The 25,969-nt window shown below is 59.3% G+C and carries 24 protein-coding genes and 1 other annotated feature; of the genes, 4 read left to right on the top strand and 20 right to left on the bottom strand.

Annotation, left to right across the window (positions count from 1 at the left end; all coding sequences use genetic code 11):
- The first annotated feature begins 139 nt into the window (after window positions 1-139).
- Complete coding sequence (rpsD, locus tag ACSEXW_RS13675; RefSeq protein ID WP_438446720.1) at window positions 140-742, top strand: 30S ribosomal protein S4; 603 nt, start codon at window positions 140-142, stop codon at window positions 740-742.
- A 56-nt stretch (window positions 743-798) separates the two neighbouring features.
- Here rpsD and ACSEXW_RS13670 read toward each other — a convergent pair whose 3' ends face one another.
- From ACSEXW_RS13670 to tyrS, 3 genes are all read right to left on the bottom strand, one after another.
- The gene (locus ACSEXW_RS13670) at window positions 799-2,100 is read right to left on the bottom strand and encodes a hypothetical protein (RefSeq protein WP_438446719.1); all 1,302 of its coding nucleotides are present in this window, start codon (window positions 2,098-2,100) and stop codon (window positions 799-801) included.
- A gap of 103 nt (window positions 2,101-2,203) precedes the next feature.
- Window positions 2,204-3,061: a helix-turn-helix domain-containing protein gene (locus tag ACSEXW_RS13665; protein ID WP_438446718.1), complete on the bottom strand. Its 858-nt coding sequence runs from the start codon at window positions 3,059-3,061 to the stop codon at window positions 2,204-2,206.
- A 71-nt stretch (window positions 3,062-3,132) separates the two neighbouring features.
- Window positions 3,133-4,395, bottom strand: coding sequence for a tyrosine--tRNA ligase (gene tyrS / locus ACSEXW_RS13660; protein WP_438446717.1), 1,263 nt, complete (start codon window positions 4,393-4,395; stop codon window positions 3,133-3,135).
- Window positions 4,396-4,440: 45 nt separating this feature from the next.
- Window positions 4,441-4,722, bottom strand: a binding site (T-box leader).
- 158 nt (window positions 4,723-4,880) lie between these two features.
- On the opposite strand from tyrS, the gene ACSEXW_RS13655 reads away from it, so the two are divergent.
- Window positions 4,881-8,036, top strand: coding sequence for a transglycosylase domain-containing protein (locus ACSEXW_RS13655; RefSeq protein ID WP_438446716.1), 3,156 nt, complete (start codon window positions 4,881-4,883; stop codon window positions 8,034-8,036).
- 93 nt (window positions 8,037-8,129) lie between these two features.
- Here the strand turns inward: ACSEXW_RS13655 and ACSEXW_RS13650 are convergent, their stop codons facing one another.
- Together ACSEXW_RS13650 and acsA are read right to left on the bottom strand one after the other, a co-directional pair.
- Window positions 8,130-8,978, bottom strand: coding sequence for a hypothetical protein (locus ACSEXW_RS13650; protein ID WP_438446715.1), 849 nt, complete (start codon window positions 8,976-8,978; stop codon window positions 8,130-8,132).
- Window positions 8,979-9,126: 148 nt separating this feature from the next.
- Window positions 9,127-10,830, bottom strand: a complete 1,704-nt coding sequence (gene acsA / locus ACSEXW_RS13645) for an acetate--CoA ligase (protein ID WP_438446935.1) — start codon at window positions 10,828-10,830, stop codon at window positions 9,127-9,129.
- Window positions 10,831-11,077: 247 nt separating this feature from the next.
- Here acsA and ACSEXW_RS13640 point away from each other — a divergent pair, with 247 nt between their 5' ends.
- Window positions 11,078-11,710, top strand: coding sequence for a GNAT family N-acetyltransferase (locus ACSEXW_RS13640; RefSeq protein WP_438446714.1), 633 nt, complete (start codon window positions 11,078-11,080; stop codon window positions 11,708-11,710).
- Window positions 11,711-11,732: 22 nt separating this feature from the next.
- A complete protein-coding gene (locus tag ACSEXW_RS13635) occupies window positions 11,733-12,920 on the top strand; it encodes an acetoin utilization protein AcuC (RefSeq protein WP_438446713.1) in 1,188 nt (395 codons plus the stop codon).
- A gap of 78 nt (window positions 12,921-12,998) precedes the next feature.
- On the opposite strand, the gene ACSEXW_RS13630 is transcribed toward ACSEXW_RS13635, so the two are convergent.
- From ACSEXW_RS13630 to aroA, 15 genes are all read right to left on the bottom strand, one after another.
- A complete protein-coding gene (locus ACSEXW_RS13630) occupies window positions 12,999-13,700 on the bottom strand; it encodes a 5'-methylthioadenosine/adenosylhomocysteine nucleosidase (RefSeq protein WP_438446712.1) in 702 nt (233 codons plus the stop codon).
- Window positions 13,701-13,765: 65 nt separating this feature from the next.
- Complete coding sequence (gene ccpA, locus ACSEXW_RS13625; protein ID WP_438446711.1) at window positions 13,766-14,773, bottom strand: catabolite control protein A; 1,008 nt, start codon at window positions 14,771-14,773, stop codon at window positions 13,766-13,768.
- Window positions 14,774-14,891: 118 nt separating this feature from the next.
- Entirely contained in the window at window positions 14,892-15,242 is a 351-nt protein-coding gene (ytxJ, locus tag ACSEXW_RS13620; protein ID WP_438446710.1) for a bacillithiol system redox-active protein YtxJ, read from the bottom strand.
- 128 nt (window positions 15,243-15,370) lie between these two features.
- Window positions 15,371-15,796: a hypothetical protein gene (locus ACSEXW_RS13615; RefSeq protein WP_438446709.1), complete on the bottom strand. Its 426-nt coding sequence runs from the start codon at window positions 15,794-15,796 to the stop codon at window positions 15,371-15,373.
- A 120-nt stretch (window positions 15,797-15,916) separates the two neighbouring features.
- Window positions 15,917-16,339, bottom strand: coding sequence for a VanZ family protein (locus ACSEXW_RS13610; RefSeq protein ID WP_438446708.1), 423 nt, complete (start codon window positions 16,337-16,339; stop codon window positions 15,917-15,919).
- Complete coding sequence (locus tag ACSEXW_RS13605) at window positions 16,336-16,869, bottom strand: type 1 glutamine amidotransferase domain-containing protein (RefSeq protein ID WP_438446707.1); 534 nt, start codon at window positions 16,867-16,869, stop codon at window positions 16,336-16,338. Before ACSEXW_RS13605 ends, ACSEXW_RS13610 begins: the two co-directional genes overlap by 4 nt.
- A 2-nt stretch (window positions 16,870-16,871) precedes the next feature.
- Window positions 16,872-18,617 carry a phosphoenolpyruvate--protein phosphotransferase gene (gene ptsP, locus ACSEXW_RS13600; RefSeq protein WP_438446706.1) on the bottom strand — a complete coding sequence of 582 codons (1,746 nt, stop codon included), beginning with the start codon at window positions 18,615-18,617 and terminating at the stop codon, window positions 16,872-16,874.
- Window positions 18,610-20,505, bottom strand: coding sequence for a glucose PTS transporter subunit IIA (locus ACSEXW_RS13595; protein ID WP_438446705.1), 1,896 nt, complete (start codon window positions 20,503-20,505; stop codon window positions 18,610-18,612). The genes ptsP and ACSEXW_RS13595 overlap by 8 nt, the downstream gene beginning before the upstream one ends.
- A gap of 137 nt (window positions 20,506-20,642) precedes the next feature.
- Window positions 20,643-20,969, bottom strand: coding sequence for a spore coat protein (locus tag ACSEXW_RS13590; protein ID WP_438446704.1), 327 nt, complete (start codon window positions 20,967-20,969; stop codon window positions 20,643-20,645).
- A 24-nt stretch (window positions 20,970-20,993) separates the two neighbouring features.
- On the bottom strand, window positions 20,994-21,203 hold the full coding sequence (locus tag ACSEXW_RS13585) for a hypothetical protein (protein WP_438446703.1): 210 nt from the start codon (window positions 21,201-21,203) through the stop codon (window positions 20,994-20,996).
- 73 nt (window positions 21,204-21,276) lie between these two features.
- On the bottom strand, window positions 21,277-22,227 hold the full coding sequence (locus tag ACSEXW_RS13580) for a hypothetical protein (RefSeq protein ID WP_438446702.1): 951 nt from the start codon (window positions 22,225-22,227) through the stop codon (window positions 21,277-21,279).
- A 183-nt stretch (window positions 22,228-22,410) separates the two neighbouring features.
- Window positions 22,411-23,088: a thiamine phosphate synthase gene (thiE, locus tag ACSEXW_RS13575; RefSeq protein WP_438446701.1), complete on the bottom strand. Its 678-nt coding sequence runs from the start codon at window positions 23,086-23,088 to the stop codon at window positions 22,411-22,413.
- 75 nt (window positions 23,089-23,163) lie between these two features.
- On the bottom strand, window positions 23,164-23,589 hold the full coding sequence (locus ACSEXW_RS13570; protein WP_438446700.1) for a CoA-binding protein: 426 nt from the start codon (window positions 23,587-23,589) through the stop codon (window positions 23,164-23,166).
- A 46-nt stretch (window positions 23,590-23,635) separates the two neighbouring features.
- The gene (locus ACSEXW_RS13565; protein WP_438446699.1) at window positions 23,636-24,463 is read right to left on the bottom strand and encodes a C39 family peptidase; all 828 of its coding nucleotides are present in this window, start codon (window positions 24,461-24,463) and stop codon (window positions 23,636-23,638) included.
- A 33-nt stretch (window positions 24,464-24,496) separates the two neighbouring features.
- Window positions 24,497-25,804, bottom strand: a complete 1,308-nt coding sequence (aroA, locus tag ACSEXW_RS13560) for a 3-phosphoshikimate 1-carboxyvinyltransferase (protein WP_438446698.1) — start codon at window positions 25,802-25,804, stop codon at window positions 24,497-24,499.
- Window positions 25,805-25,969: the final 165 nt, after the last annotated feature.

The raw sequence follows: 25,969 nt of genomic DNA, 5'->3' as shown, positions 1-25,969 counted from the left end.
TTGTTGCTGACGGAACAGCGGCTGAACTTTTCTGTCAGGCGGAGCCCTCTTCAACAGGACTTCTTGAACAAAGTCGGGCACTTCGATTTCACCATGGATCACGTCAACTAAACCAACAACCAAAGGAGTATGTTGATACATGGCACGTTACACAGGTCCTAAATTTAAATTGAGCCGCCGTCTGGGCATTTCCCTGAGCGGTACAGGCAAAGAATTGAGCAAGCGTCCGTTCCCTCCGGGTCAGCATGGCCCCGGCCAGAAGAAGAAGATGAGCGGCTACGGCATTCAGCTGCAAGAGAAGCAAAAGCTTCGCTTGATGTACGGCTTGAACGAGAAGCAGTTCCGCAACCTGTTCGATAAATCCGCTAAGCTGAAAGGTATCCACGGCGAGAACTTCATGTTCCTGCTGGAGAGCCGTCTGGACAACCTGGTTTACCGTCTGGGCCTGTCCAACTCCCGTGCAGGCGCACGTCAGCTGGTCGCTCACGGCCACGTGCTCGTAAACGGCAAGAAAGTAGACATCCCTTCGTACCTCTGCCAAACCGGCGACGTGGTAAGCCTGCGCGAGAGAAGCCGCAGCCTGTCCGTCGTGAAGGAAGCCTTGGCTAACCGCAACTTCCTGCCGAACTACCTGGAATTTAACGACGCTGCTATGGAAGGCCGTTTCGTCCGTTACCCGGAGCGTTCCGAGCTGAGCCAAGAAATCGACGAGAAGCAAATCGTCGAGTTCTACAGCCGTTAATCCTTAGCCCGATTGAACAAAAAACCTTGGATCTTTCGATCCAAGGTTTTTTTGTGCTATTCTCCTAAGCCTGCCACCTCCAGAAGATCCATGAACCGCTCGATCTCCTCCGATGACCGTTCGGGCTCGTAATAGCTGACGCACCAGGTTAGTGAATCCTCATAGGAGCTTGCTCCCGCCATAAAAGACGGCCCCCTCATGGCCGGGGTCAATAAATAAGCGGCGGAAACCGCCGTCTGGCCGAACCGCCAAGGCGTACGGGACAGAATCCCGAGATTGGACCACATCGGGGACGCCCGTCCCTGCTGCTCCGTCCGCCCCCGAAGCTTAGCCAGAGCCTCCTTGGCTGAAGCGTACGTCATCCCCCGGTGCATCATCTCCATGGACAAGGCCCCTTGAAGGCCGGGACGGCATGCTTTTTCGGCTGCCATGATCCGGCTGACGGCGGACACAAGCTCCGGGAAGCACCCCCATAGGCCCTTAGGGATACGCACCGGGATATAGCTTGACAGATTGCATAGGGTTCCCGCCCAACCGTCCGGAGCCCAGCGTCGGAGATCTACCGTGCTCAGGATCTCGGCCGGCTCAGCCTCGTCCGTCCGGAGCCCATGCCGGTAGAATGCCGTAAACAGAATGGAGAGCAGAAGATCATTCATCGTCGGTCTGCCCGGCAGAGATTCCCGTAGCTGTTCCAGACCGCTCAGCTTCACCGTTCTCCGGGCGTTCCGTGGCACGGCACCGTCCGAGCCGGCTTTGCGGTAGGGAAAGGCCATGGTGGGCGGTTGCATCCCGTGAGCATGGAAGGCAGCCCTCAGATCCCCGATCCCCCAGGTCCGGAACACAGCCGTGGGATCGCCCCGGTCGATGCGGCCGACGCCAGGCTGGTACCCCGGTTCTTCCAATACCCGATTGTACATGCGGTGGAGGAGGCGCAAATAATCGCCTGCTCCCCGGCCGTCACAGCAGGCATGATCCAGCTTGATCACCAGAGCGTCTCCATCCGATGCCTGAACCAGTGTCACTTCCAACATACGGCCCTCCTCCAGCCTGCGGGTGAAGACGGACTCCAACTGCTCCGCCGCGTTATTGCCCCCCGCCTCGATCCGCAACCAGCCCTGCCGTTCCAGATCCGGCTCCCAGTACGGCTCAGCCGGGTGCTCCACGAAGCGGCAGCCCAGAATCGGCTCCGCTTCCATCGTCAACCGCACCGCCCGGTCTGCCACATCAGGATCCAACCGGCCCTCCAGTTGAACCACGCCCTGGAGCAGCGCATCTGTGGTATGCGCTCTGCCCATATAATTCGCCCAATCCTGTCCCCCCGCCGGCACATGGCCGTTCGGCAATCCTCTGTTTGTCATCCCTACCGGACCTCCTCTTCCCCTGCGGATGGCTCCATCTTAGCAGGTTCAGCAGGCGGCCCGTTTGACCTTTTGTGCGGACTTGGCACCACTCCACGCAGTACTAAGACTGCACCGGAAGCCACATCTCGAAGGTGCGGTCATGCTTGTACTCCGACCCGTATCGCTCGAAGAAATGGATCCCGTCCCCGTCCCGCAAGCGGATGCCGGCGAGCAGGACGGACCGGAACATATCCCGGATCACGGTCCGGTGCTTGCCCTTCAGGTCCATGGTGTACCGGAAGACCGCATAGTCACCGGCAGGGAGGACAAACTTCTCCAGCTCCGCAAATAGTCCGTCCTCTGCCGGCTCGAATCCGGAATAGTAAAGTACACACGAACCATTATTCGGATCCGGGCAGGACACATTATAGAGAACGGTTATCTCCTGTCTCCTCCCGTAATCCATCGCCAGTCCGGTCACCATCTCCGTGAGCAGGTCCTGTTCCTCCTCCCGGTCCGGGTGGAAGGAGCGGCTTCGACCTCGCAGAATCCGCACGGACGTCAATCGCTCGCTGCGGAAGGGCACCATCAATTCCTTATGATGGTGCACGAACTCCCTCTCCACCACCTGGAGCGGCATCCGGATCGGAAGATCCGGGCATTCCCTCCGGCAGGCCTCCGGCGTAATGCCGTAGCAAGTCTTGAACTTGCGAGTGAACGCCTCATGGGAGCCATACCCGCAATCCAAGGCGATGTCCAGCATCCGACGGTCCGTTTCCCTTATCAGCCTGGCCGCCTCCGCCATCCGCCGCTGATCGATGTATTCCTTCACGTTCAACCCCGTAAGCGCCTTGAATATCCGCTGGTAATAATACCGGGACATATGGCACCGGTCCGCCAGCTCACCGACGGCTACCCCCTCTGGAAGCCGAGACTCGATTACGGCAATGGATTCCCGGATTGTATCAAAATAGTTCATCCCGCTCCCCCCTTCCGGGATTCTATACGGAAAAACCCGCCGGATAAGCTCCGGCGGGTTCATCTCTCCTCTTAGTCCGGCAGACGGACGAGGAAGTAGTTTTTCTTGCCGCGGCGGATGATCAGGTGGGCACCGCCGATGCGGCCCAGCCCGCTTACCTTGGCTTCCAGGTCGGTAACCTTGGTGCCGTTGACGGTAACGGCGCCGCTCTCTACGTCCTGGCGGGCTTGACGCTTGGAAGGAGCCGCCTTCGCGGCGACCAGCAGGTCCACGAGGCCCATCTCCACATCCTCCACGGTCGTGGAGGGCACATCCTTAAACGCCTCTTCCAGCTCTTTGCGGGAGAGCTCCTGCACGTTGCCGCTGAACAGGGCTTGGGTGATGTTAATGGCGCTCGCCAATGCTGCTTCGCCGTGAACCAGCTTCGTCACCTCGGCGGCAAGCACCTTTTGCGCTTCCCGCTTCTCCGGCTGCTTCTGCACTTCCTCCTCCAGCCGGCTGATCTCATCCGGAGTCAGGAAGGTGAAGTACTTCAGGAATTTCACCACATCGTTGTCATCCGTATTGATCCAGAACTGGTAGAACTGGTACGGGGACGTCTTGGAGGCATCCAGCCATACGGCGCCTCCGGCGGTCTTGCCGAACTTGGTGCCGTCGCTCTTGGTAATCAGCGGCATGGTCAGGCCGAAGGCAACCTTCTTGGTGGTCCGTCCGATCAGGTCAAGACCTGCGGTGATGTTGCCCCATTGATCGCTTCCGCCGATCTGCAGCGAGCAGTTCTTCGTCTCGTTCAGCTTCATGAAATCGTAGGATTGCAGGATCATGTAGCTGAACTCGGTGAAGGAGATTCCGTTCTCGATCCGGGAATCCACGGAATCCTTGGCCAACATGTAATTCACCGTGAAATTCTTGCCGATGTCGCGCAGGAAATCGATGACCTGCAGGGACCCAAGCCAGTCATAGTTGTTAACGAGCTGAGCCGGGTTGGCGCGGCTCTCGGAGAAGTCCAGGAAACGGGACAGCTGGTTCTTGATGCTCTGGCTCCACTCATCCACCACGTCCGACGTATTGAGCGAGCGCTCCGTGGAGCGGCCGCTGGGATCGCCGATCATGCCGGTACCGCCGCCTACAAGCGCCAGCGGAATATGCCCGGCCAATTGGAAGCGGCGAAGAGTCAGAATCGGAAGCAAGCTTCCGATATGAAGACTGTCGGCCGTCGGGTCGAAGCCGCAATACAGGGTGACGGCCTCCGTCTCCAGCTTCTTCTCCAGCTCCTCCCGGTTCGTCGTCTGGTAGACCAATCCTCTGTATTCCAAATCCTGCAGGATGTTCATCGAACGCATCTCCCTCTCGAATAAAATAAAAAAGAGCCCTGTCCACAAAGGGACGAGAGGCTCTTATCTCGCGGTACCACCCTAATTAAGACGCCGATCCCGATCACAGCCGGCTCGAGCTCTGAGACCCGCCGCTCCCGGAACGAAGAACGTCTTCACTTTGTCGGATAACGGGAATATCCCGTGCGGAAGCTACTGGGCTCTTAAGCGCCGTTCCCTTCCCCTGCTCCGGACCGTAATTCAGCCTGCTGCACATGTACCGGCTCCCACCAACCGCCGGCTCTCTGAAAAGCAATGTGCACCGCCTACTCGGTCCTTCGCGGACCGGCCCATCTTCGCTTTGCTGCTATGGGGTTTAGACAATTTAATCTATTTTATATCATACCCGGCTTGGAAAAGTCAAACCGGATTCGGTATAATGAAAGCAGTCCTCTAAGGACCCTTCCACGCCTGATTACAGGCCACCATGTACAGGAGGAGCTTGAATGACCCCATCCATTTGGAGGCGGATCGCCGCTTTTTTCCGCAGGCCCGCCATCCGCAGAACCGGTCTAATCATCTTTTTCACCGTCAAATGGCTCCTCATCGGAGCTATCGTATCCGGCTTCATGGCCGGCGGCGCCGCTTTCGGCTACCTGGCCGCCGTCTTGAAAGACGAGCCCGTCCGCTCCCGGCAGGAGATTCAGGAGCAGATCCGGGAGAATATCGTGACCGGCTTCGTGTATTTTAACGACGCTACGCCCGTGGGGCAGCTGCGCACCGAGGAGGACCGCCGGCTCGCCGAGCTGAAGGATATTCCCCAGAAGCTCCTGGATGCCACGCTGGCCATCGAGGACAAGGATTTCTACAAGCACTTCGGCTTCGACTTCAACGGCGTCTTCCGGGCCGCCAAGCAGAAGGTCCTGAACGAGGAGGTCCAGACTGGCGGCAGCACCATCACCCAGCAGTTAGCCCGCCGGGTGTTCCTGACCTTGGACCGGGACATAACCCGGAAGTTCAAGGAGATCATCCTGTCCGTGCGGCTGGAGCGCATTCTGTCCAAGGACGAGATCCTCCTGGCTTACTTGAACAAGATCCCGTACGGCAGCGGCTCCAGCGGCTACACGGTCTACGGCATCAAAGCCGCCGCCAAGGGACTCTTCGACAAGGATGACCTGAACGGGCTGAACATCGCCCAGAGCGCCTATCTGGCCGGCCTGCCCCAGCTGCCCAGCAGCTATTCGGCTTTCACAGGCAAGGGCGAGTTCGATTCGGACGGCTTCAAGCGAGCGGTCAAGCGGCAGCAGCTGGTGCTAAAACGTATGCTCGAAGAGAGCAAGATCACCCAGCAGGAATATGATGAAGCTCTTGCTTTCGACCTGAAGAGCTCGCTGGCCAAATCCTCGCAGAAGGCCTACACCACCTATCCATACCTGATGATGGAAGTGGAGCGCAAGGCCGCCGAGGCGATGGTCAAGGTGCAGTACCCCGATCTGAAGCTTGATACGCAGAGCAAGAAGAATGCTTATACCGAGGCGCTGAAGGATGCGCAGAACCAGCTTCTGCGAGGCGGGTACCACATCTACACCACCATCGACAAGACGATCTACGACACCATGCAGGAGATCGCCAAGAACCCGAAGAACTTCTCGCCCGACCTCCCGAACAAGGGCAAGGACGGCTTGGAGCAGATCGGCGGCATCATGATCGACAACAAGACGGGGGCCATCCTGGGCATGATGGAAGGCCGGGATTTTTACACGGAGCAGCTCAACCACGCCACTCAGGCTTACCGTCAGCCCGGCTCCACCATGAAGCCTATCGCGGCGTACATACCGGCCATGGAGAAAGGGGCCATCCAGCCCGGCTCCGTCATCGACGATGTCCCCATCGTTCTGCCTGACGGCCAGAAGGGCGTCCATCTGCCGGAGAACTGGGACTATAAATTCCACGGCCTCATCACGGCCCGGCAAGCGCTCAACCAGTCCTACAACATCCCGGCCATCAAGCTGTTCCTCTATCAGGTCGGCATCAAGGAGGCTTGGGATTACGCGGCCCGGATGGGGATCACCACCATCACCAAGGAAGACATGAATGCGCAGACGGGGGTTATCGGAGGATTGAGCAAGGGCGTCTCCGTGGAGGAGATGACCAACGCCTACACCACCATCCCAAACCAGGGCGTATTCTACGACGCGTACATGATCGAGAAGATCACGGACTCCCAAGGCAAGGTAGTCTTCCAGCATGAGACCAAGCCGGCCCGGATCTATTCGGAACAGACCGCCTACCTCATGACGGATATGCTTCGGACGGTCATCACCAGCGGCACGGCCACCGACCTGATGACCAAGTTCAAGTACTACAAGAAAGTGGCCGTATCCGGCAAGACTGGCTCCACCCAGGACGATGCGGACGCGTGGTTCATGGGGTACACGCCGGACATCACCGTAGGCGTGTGGGCCGGCTACGATCAGCCGGTCAACAAGCTGTCCAAGAATACGGGCGGCACCTACCGGGCCAAGAGCGTCTGGGCCTTGATCATGAACGAGGCCTACGAGAAGCGGCCTGAGCTGTTCCCGACGAAGCAGTTCGAGAAGCCGCAGGACATCATTGAGATGTCCGTATCCGGCGTCTCCGGCAAGCTGCCGAATGAGCTGACGGCAGCGGCGGGCAGAACCGTGACGGATCTGTTCAACAAGAAATTCGTGCCGACCCAAGAGGACGACGTCATGGTCAAGACGAAGACCATCGCCTACAACGGGGTGAACTACATTCCCCAGCCGAGCACCCCGGACGACTTCCTGGAAGAGAAGACGGTCATCCGGCGCGAGAAGTCCATCGCCAAGATCTTGAACGAGGTGAAGGATGCCATCGAGAAGCTGCCAGAGGACAAGAAGAAGCCCCTGGATCGCTTCGTACCGGTGGATGCCGATGAGGATGCGCCCTCCGAGACGGATCCCCGGACGGACGACGGCACCCAACCGGCCACACCGGAGAATCTGTTGGTTGCCCGCTCCGGTGACGGGAACCGGATTACGTTCCAGCCGGTATCGGCACCCGACATAATCGGCTACCGGCTCTACCGCTCCGCGGACGGAGGACCGTTCGCCAAGGTAAGCGGCAAGGTGCTGCTGACCGGTCAGGATCCGGTGTTCCAGGATGCGCCGTCCGGCGGAGGCCGGTACAGTTATTACGTCACCGCCGTGGATGTGGCGGGCCGCGAGAGCGTCCCCGGCAAATCCGCATCCGCCGACGGTCAGGTCCGGGACGTGAATGATCCGGCCAAACAAGGGCTTCCCGGCACCGACCTGCTGCCGGGAGGACTCCCGGGCGGTACGGGAAGCGGCGCCAGTTCCAAGCCCGGTTCCTCCGGCGGCGCAACGGCCGTCCCTGCCGCTCCGGCCGGTCTGAAGATTACGACGAAGGGCGTCTCCATTCAGCTGTCGTGGAACGCCAATCCCGCCGAGGACAAGGTGAAGCTCTACACCATCTATACGAGCGACAAGGAGAACGGCACCTACAAGAAGCTGGGAACCTCCAACGGCACCGAATTCATGTACTATGCCGCCTCCGATGAAGGCTACTACCGCATTACCGCCGCGAACGACGCCGGCGAATCCCCTCCCGGGAAGACGGTGCACTATAAGAAGACGCCTTGATTCGGGTTCGACGGACGAGGCGACGAAAGAAAGGCTGGACCCTTCTGGGTTCAGCCTTTTTCGGTCTGCACGGATGTTGTCTGGAAAACAAGGCTAGTCCTCTGTCACCGGCCAGCGGAGCACGTCCTTCAGCATCTCCAGCAGCAGATGGGCCCGGTGCAGGTCCGGCTTCCGCCGAACCTGGCGGTATTCCTCCTCGATATGCCGGATATAATCCTGCTGCAGCTTCCGCCTCCCATCTGCGGTCAAGGCGTAGAGCAGGTGAGGAACCTCCTCGTGGGAAAAGGTTCCCTGCCGGGTCTCCAGGAACGTGAACCCGGACTGCCGGTACCAAGCCCGGGCTGTCTCCTTCAAAGCTTCGGTGATGGTCTCCTCCCCACCTGCCAGGGCACGGAGGCGCTCTTCCGAGATCAGGGTCCGGTATTGGGCCTCGTTCCCCTCGGGATAAGTGTTCGGCAGGCCGTAGAACCGAAGCGTCCGCTCCAGAATATCCACATAAGGCGCGGCATCTCCCGTTCTCCGCCGGAATTGGGCGGTGACCGCCGAATGGGCAATCCCTTTCAACAGCTCCAGAGCCTCCGCCGCTTCCGCTCGGCCGGGGGTTCCGGCGAAAAACACCCCCTGATTGCCCGCCCGGATCTCCGCCCGGTCGATGGCATCATGCAGCTCCTCCTCGAATTGATCCTTGCTGAAGGGCACCCATTGACCGAACTTGTCCATCAGCTCCGATCGGATGCCGAACTCTCTTCGGAGGACGGAGTGCAGATGGATCCCTCCGCTGCCGCTTGCTTGGACGAAGATTTCATGCAGCAGCTTTTCCAGTGATCTGGCTTTTTTGACGGCTTGGAGGACCTCTGGCGGCACGGTGTAGACGGTGGAGGCTTCTTTGGACTCCAATTCCCGGACGAAATCCGTCAGCTCCAAGAGCAGATTCTCTCCCATGGTCATTCCTTCCTCATACGTGATATCGGCGCTATGCCTATACTTTGGCCCGGATTGTCCGTTCCATGCGCAGAAAAGACAAAAACCGCACCGGACGGCTGATGAGCCGGAACACGGTGCGGTTCTTCCTAGAAGGCCCACGATGCGGTCAATCCTCAATCGTGGACAGATCCCCCGTCGGCAGATTCAGCTCCCAGGCCTTCAAGACACGGCGCATGATCTTGCCGCTCCGGGTTTTGGGCAGCTTATCCTTGAATTCGATCTCCCGCGGCGCCGCATGGGCCGACAGACCGACCTTCACGAACTTGGCAATGTCCTCCTTCAAGGCGTCGGAGGGCTCATAGCCTTGACGCAAGGAGATGAACGCCTTGATGATCTCCCCCCGCAGCGGATCGGGCTTGCCGATGACGCCTGCTTCCGCAACAGCCGGATGCTCCACCAGCTTGCTCTCGACCTCGAAGGGGCCCACCCGTTCACCGGAGGTGTTGATGACGTCGTCGATCCGGCCTTGGAACCAGAAATAGCCGTCTTCATCCATGTAGGCAGAATCCCCCGACACATACCAGCCGGGGATCCGGAAGTATTCGTCGTACTTGGCCGGATTGTTCCAGATCTTGCGCATCATGGAGGGCCAGGAGGTCTTAATGGCCAGATTGCCCATCCGGTACGGCGGCAGCTCCCGTCCCTGATCGTCGATGATGGCTGCCGTAATGCCCGGCAGCGGCTTGCCCATGGAACCGGGCCGAATGTCCATGGACGGATAGTTGCAGATCAGCTGGCCGCCGGTCTCCGTCATCCACCAGGTGTCGTGGATCCGCTGGCCGTATACCTTCAAGCCCCAGCGGATGACCTCCGGATTAAGCGGCTCCCCTACGCTCAAGACATGGCGGAGCGACGACAGGTCGGCCGCCTTGACCGCTTCGTCGCCGGCTCCCATCAGCATCCGGAAGGCGGTCGGTGCGCTGTACCAGACCGTCACCTTGTACTTGGCGATGGTGCTGTACCAGTCCTGGGGACTGAACCGGCCGCCCCGTACCACGTTGGTGGCGCCGTTCAGCCATGGCGCGAAGATGCCGTAGGAGGTCCCCGTCACCCATCCCGGATCGGCGGTGCACCAATAGACGTCATCGTCGCGAAGGTCCAGGACCACACGCCCGGTATAAGCATGCTGGATCATGGCGTTTTGCACGTGGAAGACGCCCTTCGGCTTGCCGGTGGAGCCGGAGGTGTAGTGCAGGATGAGTCCGTCCTCCCGGCTCAGCCATTCCGGCTCCAGCTCCTCGGAGGCTGCTTCCATGGCGGCGTAATAATCCGTCTGCCCTTCGGCCAGCGTCAGCTCCTTGCCGACCAGAATCACGTGCTGGAGATGAGGCAGCTCCTTGACGGGAATCCGGGACAGCAGGGCCGGGGTCGTCACGATGGCCACTGCTTCGCTGTCGCCCAGGCGGTCCCGGACTGCCGTCTCCATGAAGGCCTCGAACAAGGGACCGACGACGGCTCCCGCCTTGATAGAGCCCAGCAGGGCGACGTACAGCTCCGGGGTTCGGGGCATGAAGATGAAGACCCGCTCCCCCCTGCCGATACCGAGACCCTTCAGGACATTGCCGAAACGGTTCGTCAGCTTCTTGAGATCCGAGAAGGTGTAGGTCTCCTCCCGGGACGGATCGCTGTAGATCAGCGCGGTCTTATCCCTTCGGCCGGATTCCGCATGACGGTCAATCGCTTCATAGGCCATGTTCACTTTACCGGTTTCGAACCAGGTGAAGCCCTTCTCCACCTCCTGCCAATCGAAGGCCGCCCGAGCCGAATCATAATCCCCCAGGCGGCTATCGGTCGCTACCGGTTTGACGATGTCTTCGTTGGATTGAATCACCTGAATCTCCCTCCCTGCGCCTCTTATGAATGAGTGGAATGTAAACGCTTTTAAGATTTTCATTGAAGAAATGTCAAGAACCTTCTATGATAGCAATATGAACATTTTGTGACCGAAACCTATTATAGCACAGGAAAATTCTTTCGCCTATTCCTTTTATTCGGAGCCGCACCTGTTTATGATGGTAGCATGGATCACGCATCCGGTTTCTAAAAGGAGCTGCCCTATGGAGCATATCAAGCGGTTTCATTCCGAAACGATCGAAGCACAAGGACGCACCATTCACATAGAAGGCCCCGTGCCCTCCGAAACGTTGGCCGGCTGGACTCTGCATCCGGATCTGGATGCGTTCCGCCCCCCTGCGGAGCAGATGGAGGCACTGGTGGAGATCGCCGGACTTCCGGAGGGCCGGATCATCGTGGCCCGGGACCATGACCGGGTCATCGGCTACGTCACGTTCCATTACCCCGATGAGCTGGAACGCTGGTCCGAAGGCGGTATGGAGGATCTGGTGGAGCTGGGCGCCATCGAGGTGGCAGATGCCTACCGCGGACTCTCCCTCGGCAAGCGCATGATCCGGACGGCCTTCGCCGGCGGACAGATGGAGAACCTGATCGTGTTCACGACGGAATATTATTGGCACTGGGATCTGAAGGGCAGCGGCCTGAACGTCTTTGAATACCGGGGCATGATGGAGCGGCTCATGAAGAGCGTCGACATGGTCTGGTTTGCCACGGACGATCCGGAGATCTGCTCCCATCCGGCCAACTGCCTCATGGTCCGCATCGGCAAGCGCGTGCCGCTGTCATCCGTGGAGCAGTTCGACCGGGTCCGGTTCAGACAGCGGTTTATGTACTGAAGGCGGGGGTGATACGTTAGCGATGGAGCATGCTTCCTTATACATTTATGGCTCCGAGGAGCTGAAATACCGGTTTCACGAGCACCACCCGTTCAACCAGCACCGCCTGGAGATCACTTCGGACCTGCTCCGCTCCTTGGGCGCCCTGCCTATTGAAGCGGTTCGACTTCCCAGGGTAGCCACACCGTCAGACCTGCTTCGGGTCCACCAGGAGGGTTATGTCCGCTGCGTCGAAGCCCTGAGCGGGGACAGTCCTGATGAAGGCGCTCTGAAGGATGCCGAGAAGTATGGGCTGACTACCGAGGACACCCCCTTCTTCCCCGGAATCCACGAGGCGTCGGCCCGGATTGCCGGCGGCACGGTACAGGCGGCGCTGGCCGTCATGAACGGCGAATGTCTCCATGCCCTGCATCTGGGCGGCGGACTGCATCATGCCCTAGCGGGCCAAGCGGCCGGCTTCTGCGTATACAACGACGCTTCCGTCGCCATCGCCGCCGTCCGGGCCGCCACAGGAGCGCGAGTGCTCTACATCGATACGGACGTGCATCACGGGGACGGCGTCCAATGGTCCTTCTATTCGGATCCCGACGTCTGCACCTTGTCCATCCACGAGACCGGCAAATACTTGTTCCCCGGAACAGGCTTCGTGCACGAGAGAGGCGACGGACAGGGCTTCGGCTTCAGCATCAACGTGCCGGTAGAGCCTTATACGGAGGACGCCTCCTGGCTGGAGTGCTTCGGCGAAGCCTTGGAGCGGACAGCCGCCGCCTTCCGGCCCGATCTGATCCTCTCCCAGCACGGCTGTGACGCCCATGCCTATGACCCTCTATCGCACATCCACTGCAGCATGGATATTTATCTGGCCATGCCCCGACTGATCCACCGTCTGGCCCACCGCTACTGCGGCGGACGTTGGGTGGCTCTGGGCGGCGGCGGCTACGACATCTGGCGGGTCGTCCCCCGCGCCTGGAGCCTGCTGTGGCTCGAGATGATCGGTCATCCCTTGCCCGATCTCCTCCGGCAGGATCCGGGATTCCGGCTGCCCGAGGAGTGGCTTCGCCGCTGGCAGCCTCATAGCCGGGAGCCCTTGCCCCCCACTTGGCTGGACCCGGCCGGCAGCTGGGAGCCGATGCCCCGGCGTACGGAGATCACGGAGAAAAACCGGCGTTCCCTGGAGCTGGCGCTGCAATATCTTCCTCCCGCGCCGTAACCCGGACACAGCCAAGACCCGTTCCCCACAGGAGAACGGGTCTTGGCTGTGTCCGGCAGCACCTCCGGCTCCGGAGCTCTAGAGTCCCTTCATCATCTCTTCCACGATGCGATAGGAGTTGTTGGCGGCCAGTACCGTAAATTCCGCGAAGCTTACATGCGCCGAGCCATCCGCCTTATCCGACATGGAGCGGATCACCACGAACGGGATCCCGTTCATGTGGCAGACCTGGGCTACTGCAGCACCCTCCATCTCCGTGCAGGCGCCCTGCAGACTCTCCCGCAGCCCCGCCACCGCCGCCTTATCCGCGATGAATTGGTCTCCCGAGAGCACTCTTCCCGCCTTGGCGCGCCCTTGGAACAGCTTCCGTCCGGCCTCCTCCGCAAGACGGACAAGATCCGGATCCGCGGTGAAAACGGAGGTCTCCTGGAATGGAATCGTGCCTCTCGGGAAGCCGAGTGCGGTGACGTCTACATCATGCTGCACGCAGTCCACAGATACGACGATATCCCCCACCTCCAGCTCCGGATCCAAGGCTCCGGCCACGCCCGTGAAGATCACCGCCTCGGCGCCGAAGGCATCGATCAAGAGCTGGGTCGTGACCGCCGCGTTCACCTTCCCCACGCCGGACTTGCACACCACCGCATCCTTGCCTTGGAAGCGCCCGCGGATGAACACGATTCCCGCCCTCGTGCAGACCTCCGCTACTTCCATCTGCCGCTCCAGCAGATCAATCTCTTCCTTCATCGCTCCGATGATTCCGACCGTCCGGTAGCTCATCCTCAATTCCCCCTCTCCCTAAAAAAAGACAAGCTCCGCTGCGGGAGCTTGTCCATCCGATAGGATCAGGCCAATTCCGCTACGGATTGGCGCTGGATAACCTCGTGCATCAGGGTAATCTTGCCCTTGTCCACGTTTTCCTTATTCATCAGCTTCGTCAACAGACGCATGGATACTGCTCCGATGTCATACATGGGCTGGGCCACGGTAGACAGCAGAGGCCGTACCATGGACGCCATCCGGCTGTTGTCCACACTGATGACCGAGATCTGCTCGGGCACGTTCAATCCGGCGTCCTGGGCTGCATGAATGGCGCCGATGGCCATCTCGTCCGTTGCAGCGAAGATTGCGGTCGGACGGTCGGCCAGCTCCAGGAAATACTTCATGGCGTCGATACCCGATTCGTACTTGTAGTTGCCGACCCGAACCAGCTCCTCCGAGAACGGAAGGCCGGACTCCTCCAAGGCGCGCTTGTAGCCGTTATACCGGGAGAAGCCGTTATTCGGATCCTGGAGCGTTCCGCTGACCATGCCGATCCGCTTGTGACCCTTGGAGATCAGGAGCTTCACTGCATCATAAGCCGCCTTCTCGTGGTCGATATCTACCGCGGGCATCGAATCCCCTTCCACCGTGGTTCCGCACAAGACGATCGGCACCGAAGCAGTCTGGAACGCTTGCATATGCTCTTCGGTCACGTTGCCGCCCATGAAGAGCAGTCCGTCCACCTGCTTCTCCAAGAGGGTGTTGATGACCCGGATTTCCTTCTCCTTGCGCTTGTCCGCATTACAGAGAATGATATTGTAATGATACATGTTGGCGATGTCCTCGATACCACGGGCAACCTCGGCGAAGATGGCGTTGGATATATCGGGAATGACGACGCCGACCGTCGTGGTCTTCTTGCTGGCGAGTCCGCGGGCAACCGCATTCGGGCGGTACCCCAGCCGCTCGATCGCCTCGAACACTTTCTTCCTCGTTTGGGGCTTCACGTTCGGGTTGTTGTTCACTACCCGGGAAACGGTGGCCATGGATACTCCGGCTTCTCGTGCAACATCATAGATCGTTACCGTCACATTCGCTCTCTCCATTTATAAATAGTTTTTCGTTCCCGTATGATAACGCTATGATACGATAAATAAGATCATGGTGCAACGGTAATATGAAAATCCGCCGCACCTTTTTCATAACCGGTCATGATAGAGCGCCGATGCGTTCCTTCAGCATCTCCGCCGTTATTCTCCAGTGGGAATCATTCCACACGGCCTGGCCGTCGCGGATCAAGATGGCCTGGGGCGACTCATGCCGGACGCCCAGATCCTCCGCGATGGAGTTGGACACCGGACGGTGCTCCACCACCAGCACCAGCGCGTATTCCACGTCGGTCTCGGCTTCTTTCCCCGCATGCTTCATGAACTGGTCGTAAGCCTCCGCGCTGACCGGACAGCGTGTGCTGTGCTTCAGGAGCATGACCGGCTTGCCGGAGGAGCACTCCAGCATCATCTTCCAATCCTTCACGTCTTTGAGCTCCCGGACCTGTGCCATGGGGCAACCTCCCTGCAAATGATTTCCTTTTCATCCCTTCTATACTAGCAAAAGATCGACAAAAAAGCCAACAGCGCACTGTTGGCTCTTCGGTGCTGCCTATGCGGTTGGTTGAATCGGCGGAAGCCTTAGGATTTAAGTTCGTATGCATGTACAGCATGGGTCGAAATTTGGGAGAGGCGGGCCATCACATCCTCCGCCCAAGGCTCATCGCCCAGAGACCGAGCCAACAGCAGCATGTCCAGAAGCTCGTTGATCCGTTCCTCCAGGATATGCCCGACCGGCTCATGACGGCGCTCCTTGTCCGTCACCATCTGCATGAGACGGGCCAGCTCACTTTGCTCGTCGAAGCGAAGACGCATCTTCTCGGGCTTGGCGCCCAACTCCCCGATCAGCTTGGTCAGCTCCGGCTTGACTCCTGGGAGAACCTCGCTGCGGTTGCAGAAGTCACAGGTGAATACCGGAACGTGATCGATTTCCACTTTGTTCTGGTAGATGACGGTACGCAGCCGGACGCCCATATCACGGCCGCATTTGCACTGCTTGAGCAACAAAACCAACTCCTTCGTCCAAAAAAGGAAAGCCGGAACCGAGAGGCTTTCACCTCCCAATAATTCGACCCGGCGAACCGTTTTCCTTCCGGTGAAGGGCTAGTATTTATTGGCACCACACTGTTATTGGCCGCCTGTCTTAAGCTTGTGGGGGAGCCTGACGTAGAGCCGCCGGATCGCAGGGATGCACAGAAGCAGCATGGCGATTGACGCTCCGATCCCGTCATTGCGCAGGTCCTTCAAGTCGGACATTCTGCCCGCAACGAACCGCTGGTGGTATTCGTCCGTCAGCCCGTACAGCACGGAGAGCAGAACGGCGGAGACCATAGCCTGCCAGCCCGGCGGACCGTCGGACAGCATCCAGGCGAACGTCAATCCCAGGATGAAGTAAGCGACGAAGTGTCCCCAGTCGAAACCTGCCATGGAGGGGAACCACTTCTGAAAGAAGGGCAGGAGCGTATTCAAGTCATCCCCCGTCCTGGAGCTGAAAAAGAAGATGGCCGCCATCACCGCAACCGGCGGCCCCCCTCTCCACAACGCTCTCATCGGCCGTACGTCCCCGCCAGCACCTCGACGAACGCCTTGGTGAAGGCCGGCAGATCCGGAGGACGGCGTCCCGATACGATGTTCCGGTCCACCACCACCTCTTCATCCACCCATACGGCGCCCGCGTTCTCCAGGTCGTCCCGGATGCCTGGAGTGGAGGTCATGGTGTAGCCGCGCACGATCTTGGCGGAGATCAGAACCCAGCCTGCATGGCAGATCTGAGCGATAGGTTTGGCGGCCTCGTGGAATTCGCGGGTGAGACGCAGCACGTCCGCATAGCGGCGGAGCTTATCCGGGGCCCAGCCCCCCGGGACGTAATAACCCGCATAATCGGAGGAAGATACGTCTCCGAAGGCGTAGTCCGTGGTGATCGGCACGCCGTATTTGCCGTGGTATACCGTCTTCGCCTTCGGCCCCGCGATATCCACCTGGGCTCCCGATTCCCGAAGCCTCAGGATGGGGTACCACATCTCCAGATCTTCGAATTCTTCATCCACAATCGCCAATATCTTCTTGCCGGACAATTCCATCGTTACCCCTCCTTGTGATGGATACAGCTTTTCTCAACAGGTGCGGCAGTTAGGGCCTGGCGGATCTCTTCCGAGGTCACGCACTTTAGCGCCTCGCGGATGAATTCGGCGCCGTGCGCCGTATCGCTCTTCAGCACCTTCTCCTTCACCGAGAGCAGTGATTGGACCGACATGCTCAGCTCCCGGATGTCCAGCCCGAGCCACAGCGGCATGGCGTCGGGATCTCCCGCCATCTCCCCGCAGACACTGACCGGAATTCCCTTGCGGTGAGCGGCGTCCGCCGCTTGCTTGAGCAAGCGGAGGATGGCCGGATGATACGGATCATACAGCGCCGATACCGTCTCGTTCATCCGGTCCACCGCCAGCACGTATTGGATCAGGTCGTTGGTTCCGATGCTGAAGAACTGCACCTCCTCCGCCAGCAGATCCGCAATGACCACCGCAGCAGGCACCTCGATCATGATGCCAACCGGCACGTCCGCCTTGAAGGGGTGACCCTCCTTCTGCAGCTCCTTCTTCGCCAGCTCCAGAATCTCATTGGCTCTCCGCAGCTCTCCGATCGAGGAGATCATAGGATACAAGATCCGTACATCCCCGTACACAGCCGCCCGGAGCAGAGCCTTCAGCTGGGTCTTGAACAGATCCCGGCGGTCCAGGGAGATCCGGATTCCCCGGTAGCCCAGCGCCGGATTGTCCTCCTGCGGGAATGACAGGAAGCCGACGGGCTTATCCCCGCCGATATCCAACGTCCGGAACACGATGGGCTTCTTGCCCAATTTCACGGCCGCCTCCCGGTAGACCTCGAACTGCTCCTCTTCCTTCGGCAGCGTGGTCCGGTCCATGTAGAGGAATTCGGTGCGGAACAGCCCGACTCCCGCGGCTCCGTTGGCGATGGCCAGCTCCAGCTCCTTGGCGGAGCTGATGTTGGCCCGGAGCTCGACCCTCTTGCCGTCCAGGGTCACCGAAGGCACATGGGCGATCTCCTTGAGCCGCTCCCGATGGGCTGCCGCCCGGTCTCTGCGGACCGTGTAGGCGGCTACCAGCTCCGGCTCCGGATCGATGATGACCACGCTCTCGTCTCCGTCGATGATAACCGTATCCCCCGTCTGGATGGCGTGGGGCAGCTTACCCTCCATGCCCATGGCGAAGGGAATGCCCATGGCCCGGAGCATAATGGCGGCATGGGAGGTGGGACCGCCCAGCATGCTGATGACGCCGAGCACTTGTCCGGCATCCAGATTGGCCAGCTGGGAGGGGGAGAGCTCCTTCACCACCAGAATGTAGGGATTATCCGTCGGCGTGACGGTCCCCTGCCATTCTCCGAGCAGATGCTTCAGAAGCCGGTTGCCCACATCCTTGATGTCGGCTGCACGCTCCTTCATGTAATCGTCGTCCAAGAGATCGAACATGTTGACGAACTTGTCGATGGTTTCCTTCACGGCCACCTCGGCGGCCTTGAATTGGCGCTGCATCAGACCTTGTATCTCATTCATGAAGATCGGATCCTCCAGAATGGCCAGATGCGCGTTGAAGATGTTGGATTCCTCTTCTCCGATCAGATCGGAGATGTCCTGCTTGATGCCTTCAATCTCGCTCTTGGAGCTGCGGATGCCCTCGTAGAGCTTCTCGAACTCGATGGCCAGATCCGCCACGTCCACCATCTTGTCCGTCAGCTCCCACTCCCAAGAAGGCATGACGAAGGCCTTCCCGATGGCGATTCCCGACGACCCGCCGAATCCTTTAACCATTGGCTTGACCTCCCACCGCAAGTAGTTCTTCCTTCAAGATGACGGACATCACGGAGGCCTGCCCTTGCTTCACGGACTTGAACGGTGCGAAGCTCCAGGATTTGACCCGATCCGAATTGGTGATCAGCATGGGAGTGGCCAAGGACTTGGCGTTGGCCTTAACCTTGTTCAGGTTGAACTTCAAGAGCAGCTGCCCGGGCTCCACCGGGTCCCCTTGCTTCACGTACGCCGTGAAGTATTTGCCGTTCAGCTGGGAGGTATCGATGCCGACGTGCAGGAGCACCTCCAGCCCGTCCGCGGTCGTAATGCCCAGTGCGTGCAGCGAAGGATAGAGCAGCGTGACCGTACCCTTCACCGGAGAAACCAGCTCGCCCCGTTCCGGAATGAACGCGACCCCGTTGCCGACGATCTTCTTGGAGAAGATCTGGTCCGGCACATCCTCGATGGGAATCATCCGGCCCTGCATGGGCGAGTTGAACAGCACCTGGTGGAGATCCTTCTTGGTAATGCGGACGATCTCTTCCCGGATCAGCTCCGAGAAGGTGCCGAAGACGACCTGGACATTGCCGGCCCCCAGCCGGATGACCCCGGCGGCACCGAGATGCTTCAGGGCGTTGATATCCATCAGCTTGTCGTTGGACAGCGTCAGACGGAGGCGGGTGATGCAGGCCTCGATGGTCTTGATGTTGTTCTTGCCGCCCAAGGCTTGAAGGATGAGCGGCGAGCGGTACGGGATATCCCCCGCATGCTCATCGATGGTGGAGCCCTCCTCCCGTCCGGGCGTCGGCAGCTGGAACTTCACGATGGCGTACCGGAACAGGAAGTAATAGATCCCAGCGTACACGATCCCGATGGGGAAGATCATCCATGCATGCTTCGACAAGTGCAGATTAATAACGAAATCGATGGCTCCCGCCGAGTAGGAGAAACCGTGATGAATATCCAGTGCATAGGCGATCCACATAGCGGCCCCGGAGAGGACCGCATGGATGACGAAGAGGAACGGCGCCACGAACAGGAAGGCGAACTCGATGGGCTCCGTCACGCCCGTCAGGAAGGAGGCCAGCGCCGCCGTAAGGAAAGTGGCACGGATCTTCGGCTTCAGGTCCTCCCGGGCCTCCTGGATGATGGCGAAGGCCACGGCCGGCAGAGCGAACATCATAATGGGGTACAAGCCCGCCATATAGGTGCCCGCCGTCGGATCACCCGAGAAGAACCGGGGGATGTCTCCGTAGACCATGGTGCCGTCCGCCGTCTGGTAAGCCCCCAGCTGGAACCAATAGACGTTGTTCAGAATATGGTGCAGCCCGGAGGGGACCAACAGCCGGTAGCCGACGCCGTAGACGAAGGCTCCGAAGCCGTCCAGGGATAACAGGAAGGTGGCGATGGCGCCGAAGGCCGTCTGAAGCCAGGGTCCGATATAAACCATGAGTCCGGAGAAGAAGATGGTGACGAAGCTCATGAATAAGGGCACAAACCGGGGTCCGCCGAAAAACTGGATATACTCCGGAAGCTGGATAAACCGGAACCGGCGGTAAGAGAACGCTGCCAGAATGCCGATCAAAATACCTCCGAACACGCCGAACTGCATCTCCGTTCCGGCGAATCGGGCCGATATCTGGGTAAACAGGAAATAAGACAGCAGAGCGGACATGCCGGCCGTTCCGCCGTTGTCCGTCAGGCCCATGGCCACGCCCACCGCAAACAGGTAAGGCAAATACAAGATAATCAGCTTGCCCGAATACTGCAGCAGGTCGCCGACCTGATCCATATGCAGGGCATGCCAGGGCATCACCCCCAGCCAGAGCAGGACTGCCGCGACGGGCAGCGCCATGGTGGGCAGCATCAAAGAACGGCCCAGCTGCTGTAAATAGCCCATCCAATTCATACAGGGGCTCTCCCTTCGAAGATTCTATATTGAATGGTATAGCTTGCCCCCCCGGTTTGTCAAAGGTTGTAACCGATTCTTTTGCAGCAGGTTCCGTCAAAAAAGGCGCTTCCGCAAGGGAAGCGCCCGGCCGTTCCTTATTGGAACGGGAACTGGGTCTTGTAGTTGTTGAACTGCTCGTAGGTTTGGCTGATCTTCGGCTTGTCCGCCGCTTCGATCTTGTACCAGCCCTTCTTCCACATCTGGTCGAACACCTGGAATTGCGTATTATGGGTATCGCTCAGAATGCCTTGCACGGTTTCATGCAGCTTCGGATTCTGCATCTCGTTCAGGCCGGTGTTGTAGGCAGCGGTCAAATATTTCTCCATTGCCAGGATGTCGTTGATCCGGTCCCGGTCATTGAACTCCGGCCCCTTGACCACCGGCTCGGTGGACGGCTTGGGCATGGCGATTTCTACGGTCATGGATGACCCTCCTCTCGGTTAAATTCAGGATTTGAGCTGGTTCAAGATCGTGTTGTAGTGCTCCTGGTGTTTCTTGCCGACCTGGCGAACCAGATTCGCCATCTCCTGGTCCTGGACTTGATTGGCTGTATCCGCACATTTCTTCATGGCAAGCAGCTCCCAGGACAGGTAGTCCTTCAGGTAGTGAAGCTCCTTGTCCGCAATCAGGCTGCGGTCTTGGGTGGTTTCGGTCATGTTCTCATCCCCTTCCCAAAGAGAATAGCGAGCCTTGCGGCCCGCTCATGAGTGTGCTTGCGCGTCGAATATTTTAGAAACGGTTGCCGCCGAAGGAGCCGAAGCTGCCGCTGGTCATGCCTGCGCCGAATTGGCTTTGGGCCGGCTGGCGGGAATCGCCGCGCAGGTAGCTGTCATGGCCCTGCTGGTCCCCGCGGTAGCTGGAGGTGTGGTACGACTCCGGAGAGACGAATTGATTCTGGTTTTGACCGAAGCTGGTGCTGCCTCCTCCGAACGAAGAGGTGCCGATATTGCTGGGAGCAAACGAGCTGTTGTTATAGTTGGAGGTGCCGAAGCTGGATACGCCCAGGTTGGAGGTTCCGAAGCCGGCACCGCCGAAGGTGGAGGTTCCGATGTTGGCATTTACGTTATTGTAGCTGGAGGTGGCTACATTGCCGAAGGTCGTACCGCTTGAGCCGATGCCGAATTGGCTCTGGGCCGGCTGCCGGGAATCGCCGCGCAGGTAGCTGTCATGACCCTGCTGGTCGCCGCGGTAGTTGGAGGTATGGTACGACTCCGGAGATACGAATTGGTTCTGGTTATAGGTCGAAACACCCGCATTGCCGAAGCTGCCGGTGTTGTAAGTATTGGAAGGATTGTAAGCGGATGTGCTGAAGCCCGTCGTGCCCAGGTTGGATGCGCCGCTGTATTGGCTTTGGGACGGCTGGCGGGAGTCGCCGCGCAGATAGCTGTCATGGCCCTGCTGATCGCCACGGTAGTTGGCGGTATGGTAGTTTTGGGTCCCGGTAGAGGTGCTGTAGCTGCCGCCAAAAGAGCTGGTCGGCTGCTGGTTGAATCCGGATTGGCCGTATACGGAGTTCACCATGCCGGTCGGCTGGAACGTTTTTTGAATCCCGCGGTATTGGGAGGTAACGTTTTGAGTGCCAAAGTTGGAGGGAGATTGAGAATCGGCTCTCAGGTAGCTGTCGTGGCCTTGTTGGTTCCCGCGGTAGTTGGATGTGTGGAACTGTTGGGACTGATACACTGGGAAATCCTCCTTTAGATGGGCTGAACATATAGTCTTCGCCGGGAGCCGGCGGAAGTGGTCCGCCAAACCTCTTCCCTTCGGAAGCCTTTCTTAGTGTCCACAGGGCCGAATAATTTATGATTGGAAAAAAAACCTAACCCTAAGCCTCCCGGCCCCGGTTAGGTTATATTCAGAAATCAACTATCGTGTTCCTTGGCTCACTCTGTCCACGACGGCCCGCAGCGCTTCGGCCGCCTCCCTCGGATTCGGCTGGCGGGTGATGGCCGACACCACTGCTACGCCGTCCGCGCCTGCCCGGAGGACCTCCGCGGCATTCGACGGTCCGATGCCTCCGATGCCGACCATTGGCAGCCCGTAGGCTTCCTTCAGCTCCGTCAGCAGCCCCGCTCCGATGCCGGGACCTGCATCCGCCTTGGTGGCAGTGTTATAGATGGCCCCCACACCCAGATAATCGGCCCCCTGCTCCACGGCCCAACGGGCTTCCTCCAGGGTACCGGCCGATATGCCGAGGATTCGGTCCGGACCGATCAATGCCCTCGCTTCTTTACCAGGAAGATCATCCTGACCTACATGGACGCCGTCTGCGTCCAGAACCAGCGCTACGTCCACCCGGTCGTTCACGATAAAGGGGATCCCCTTGAGCCGGCACAGCTCCCGGATCCTTCGCGCCTCTGGCAGCGCATCCCTCCAGGGCCGATCCTTCTCCCGGAGCTGGATCACGGTAACGCCTCCGCCAACGGCTTCCTCGGCGATCTCATAGGCGGTTCGTCCCGCGTATCCGTCCAGGCTCATGACCAGGTACAGCCGGAGCAGGCTTCGAATTGCCGCGGAATCGGGCTTGCTTACGTTCATCTTCATAGCGTCTTCTCCCCTGTGCAACAATTGGTTAACAGCAAAAAAGCCCCTTCCGGAGCTTCCTGCCTGAATGCTGGATCAGCGTGCCGGACGGGTGATGGCGTCCTCCACCTTAATGCAGCGGTCCATGATGACCACAAGGCCGGCATCGGCCGCCACTTGACCTGCCTCTTCATTGATGATGCCCTGCTGCAGCCAGAGCACCTTGGCTCCGACCTTCACCGCCTCTTCTGCCACCGGCAGGCAATGCTCGCTGCGGCGGAAGACGTTCACGATGTCGATGGGCTCCGGCACATCGGACAAGGTGTCGTACCGCTTCTCGCCTAATATGGTGTCGGCGCCCTTCGGATTAACCGGGATGATCCGGTAGCCCCGGTCCTGCATGGCGGCCGCTACCATATGGGACGTCCGGTCCGGGCTGTCCGACAGGCCGACGACGGCAATATTCTTCGTATTCTCCAGGATGCTCTTGATCTCATCCCGGCTCGGGTTTTCGAATGCCATATCAAGTTCCTCCTCATACGGGACCGGCCTCTTCACCCTACAGCTGTCAGCCGTTCTGGCTCTTGTAGGTAATGGCCTGACGCCCCATGGCTTCCCAGGTTTCGACGAACTGGGCTTTGTTCACCTTGTACTTGGCCTTGCCCGTCCAAGGATCGTTGACATACACGCTCTCCTCATCATAACCGACGAGCAGAACCGCATGCTCCATGAAGGTGGTCTGAATGGGACCGTCCGGAGTGTCCCACACCGTCCAGCTGGAGGGAACCCGGTAGTCGATGGTGGTCCAGACCAGTACAGGAACCCCAGCGGAGAGCTGCTCCTCCAGCCGTTCGTAGGAGCTCCGGGTCAGATCCAGTCCGCTCGGCACATATTTCTTCAGCAAGTCCAAGAGGGCCGCATGGTAGATGCCGAAGCCCTTACTCTTCCCCGTAATGTCCCCGACGAACCCCCGGTTCGGATTGCCCCAGAACAGGATGGTCCCGTCCCCCGCACGCTGGATAGGCGTCGTGTCCCGCTTCATATCGGGCAGGAGGTCCATCTTGGTCTTCGCCACTCCAGCATAATGAAGGAGCATGGACAAGCTGGTAATCTCACAGCCCGAGGGAAGCTCGGGATGCTGCCGGAACACCGGAGCATCCAGCATAACCGAGCTTTTGCGCTCAGGGGCCTTGGGAGCGGGAGTAGGCTCCGGCACCGGTTGGGCCGAAGGGGCGGACGTCAACGGGGCGGCATCCGCCACCCGGTAGGTGATCGCCCATTCCTTCCCCGTTATTTTGCCATAGAGGAGCACACTGAATACTCCGCTGGCAAAGACAAGCCCCACCAGCATGAAGAAGCTGGCTGTGTATTTCAGGAGCTTCCATAGCACTTTCATCTTCGATCACTCTTCGCGGTGAATTTTGTCGTGTCAGTCTTGAGCGACGAGTTCGATATCGGCTCCCAGCGCCAGCAGGTGCTGGAAGTACTGCGGATAGGACTTGGCCACGTGATGGGCATCCTTGATCACGAGCCCCTGCTCGGAACGGAGACCCACGATGGTCAAGGCCATGATGACACGGTGGTCGTAATGGGCGTTGATCTCCACGCCGCCCTTGACGCCCTCAGGCTTGCCGTGAACGATAATCTCGCTCTGACGCTCCTCTACGTGGGCTCCCGCCTTGTTCAGCTCCGCTGCGAAGTCGCTGATGCGGTCGCATTCCTTGTACCGGAGGTTCTCCACATTATAGAAGCGCGTGGTGCCTTCGGCGAATACGGCGGCAGCCACCATGGCCAGAACGCCGTCGGTGAAGTGATCCCCGTCGAATTCGCCGCCCTTCAGCTTGCCGCTGCCGGTGACGTGCACGGTGCCGTTCTCATGGGTCAGGGACACCCCCATCGCCTGGAGCACATCCACGACGGCCCGTTCGCCCTGCTTGCTGTTCTCCGCAAGACGGTGAACCCGCACATCCGATTGTGTAACCGCCGCGGCAGCCAGAATCGCCGCTGAGCCCGGATAATCGCCCTGAATCACATATTCCTTGGCTTCGTAGCGCTGCTTGCCCGGAATCTTGTAATGCATTAGATCTTCGCTGGCTTCCACCCGAATTCCTGCCTGCTCCATCACTTCGAGCGTCTGTCCAACAATTACCTTGGACTTCAGATCATGCAGCACCTCGATCTCGCTGTCCTCATCAAGAAGCGGAGTCATGAAGAGCAGCGAGCTTAAGAATTGGGAGCTGACGTTACCCGATACGGTGATCTTCCCTCCTCGGGGCTGTCCGCCCCGGATCGTGATGGGCAGCTTGCCTTCCCGATGCTCCACACCGATCCCCATCTGCTCCAACGAATCGATGAGATCGTGATGAGGACGCTTACCCAATGAATCCGGGTACATATTGACGAAGGTCACCTCGGGACAGAAGGCCGCTACGGACATCAGGAAACGGAGCACGGCTCCCGCATTGCCGACGTTAAGCTCCTTCACCGGCAGCGGATGGCGTCCGAAGCCGGTAATGGTCATCTTGGTGTCGTCTTCCTCCACGACGGCTCCCAGATCGCGGATGCAGCGTCTCATGGCGTCGCTGTCCTCACTGTGGGCCGGATAATAGACGGTGCTTGTCCCGTCCGCCAAGGCGCCGATCAGAAGATAGCGGGTCGTATAATTCTTGGAAGATAAGGCCTGGATTTCCCCCCGCAGGACCGGAGTGGGTTTGACGATCGCATTGAAGCCCTTCATGTTCGTGGACGCCTCCTAATTAACGGCTGGCAGCAGCCGGTTTGTAAGCATAATGGTCGAAATGATTACAGACAGTTTACCATACGCGGCAGGGCTTGGGAACCCGAGCGGGCCTGAATCGCGGTTCATTTGACTCGTCCATGGCCTATCCGCTAGGCTAAGAAG

Origin of the sequence: Oryzibacillus soli (genome assembly GCF_051594765.1) — a bacterium.
In the GTDB taxonomy this organism is placed as follows: domain Bacteria; phylum Bacillota; class Bacilli; order Paenibacillales; family NBRC-103111; genus Paenibacillus_AR.
The sequence above is the reverse complement of the archived record's forward strand: the minus strand, read 5'-3'. Positions and strand labels throughout refer to the sequence as shown.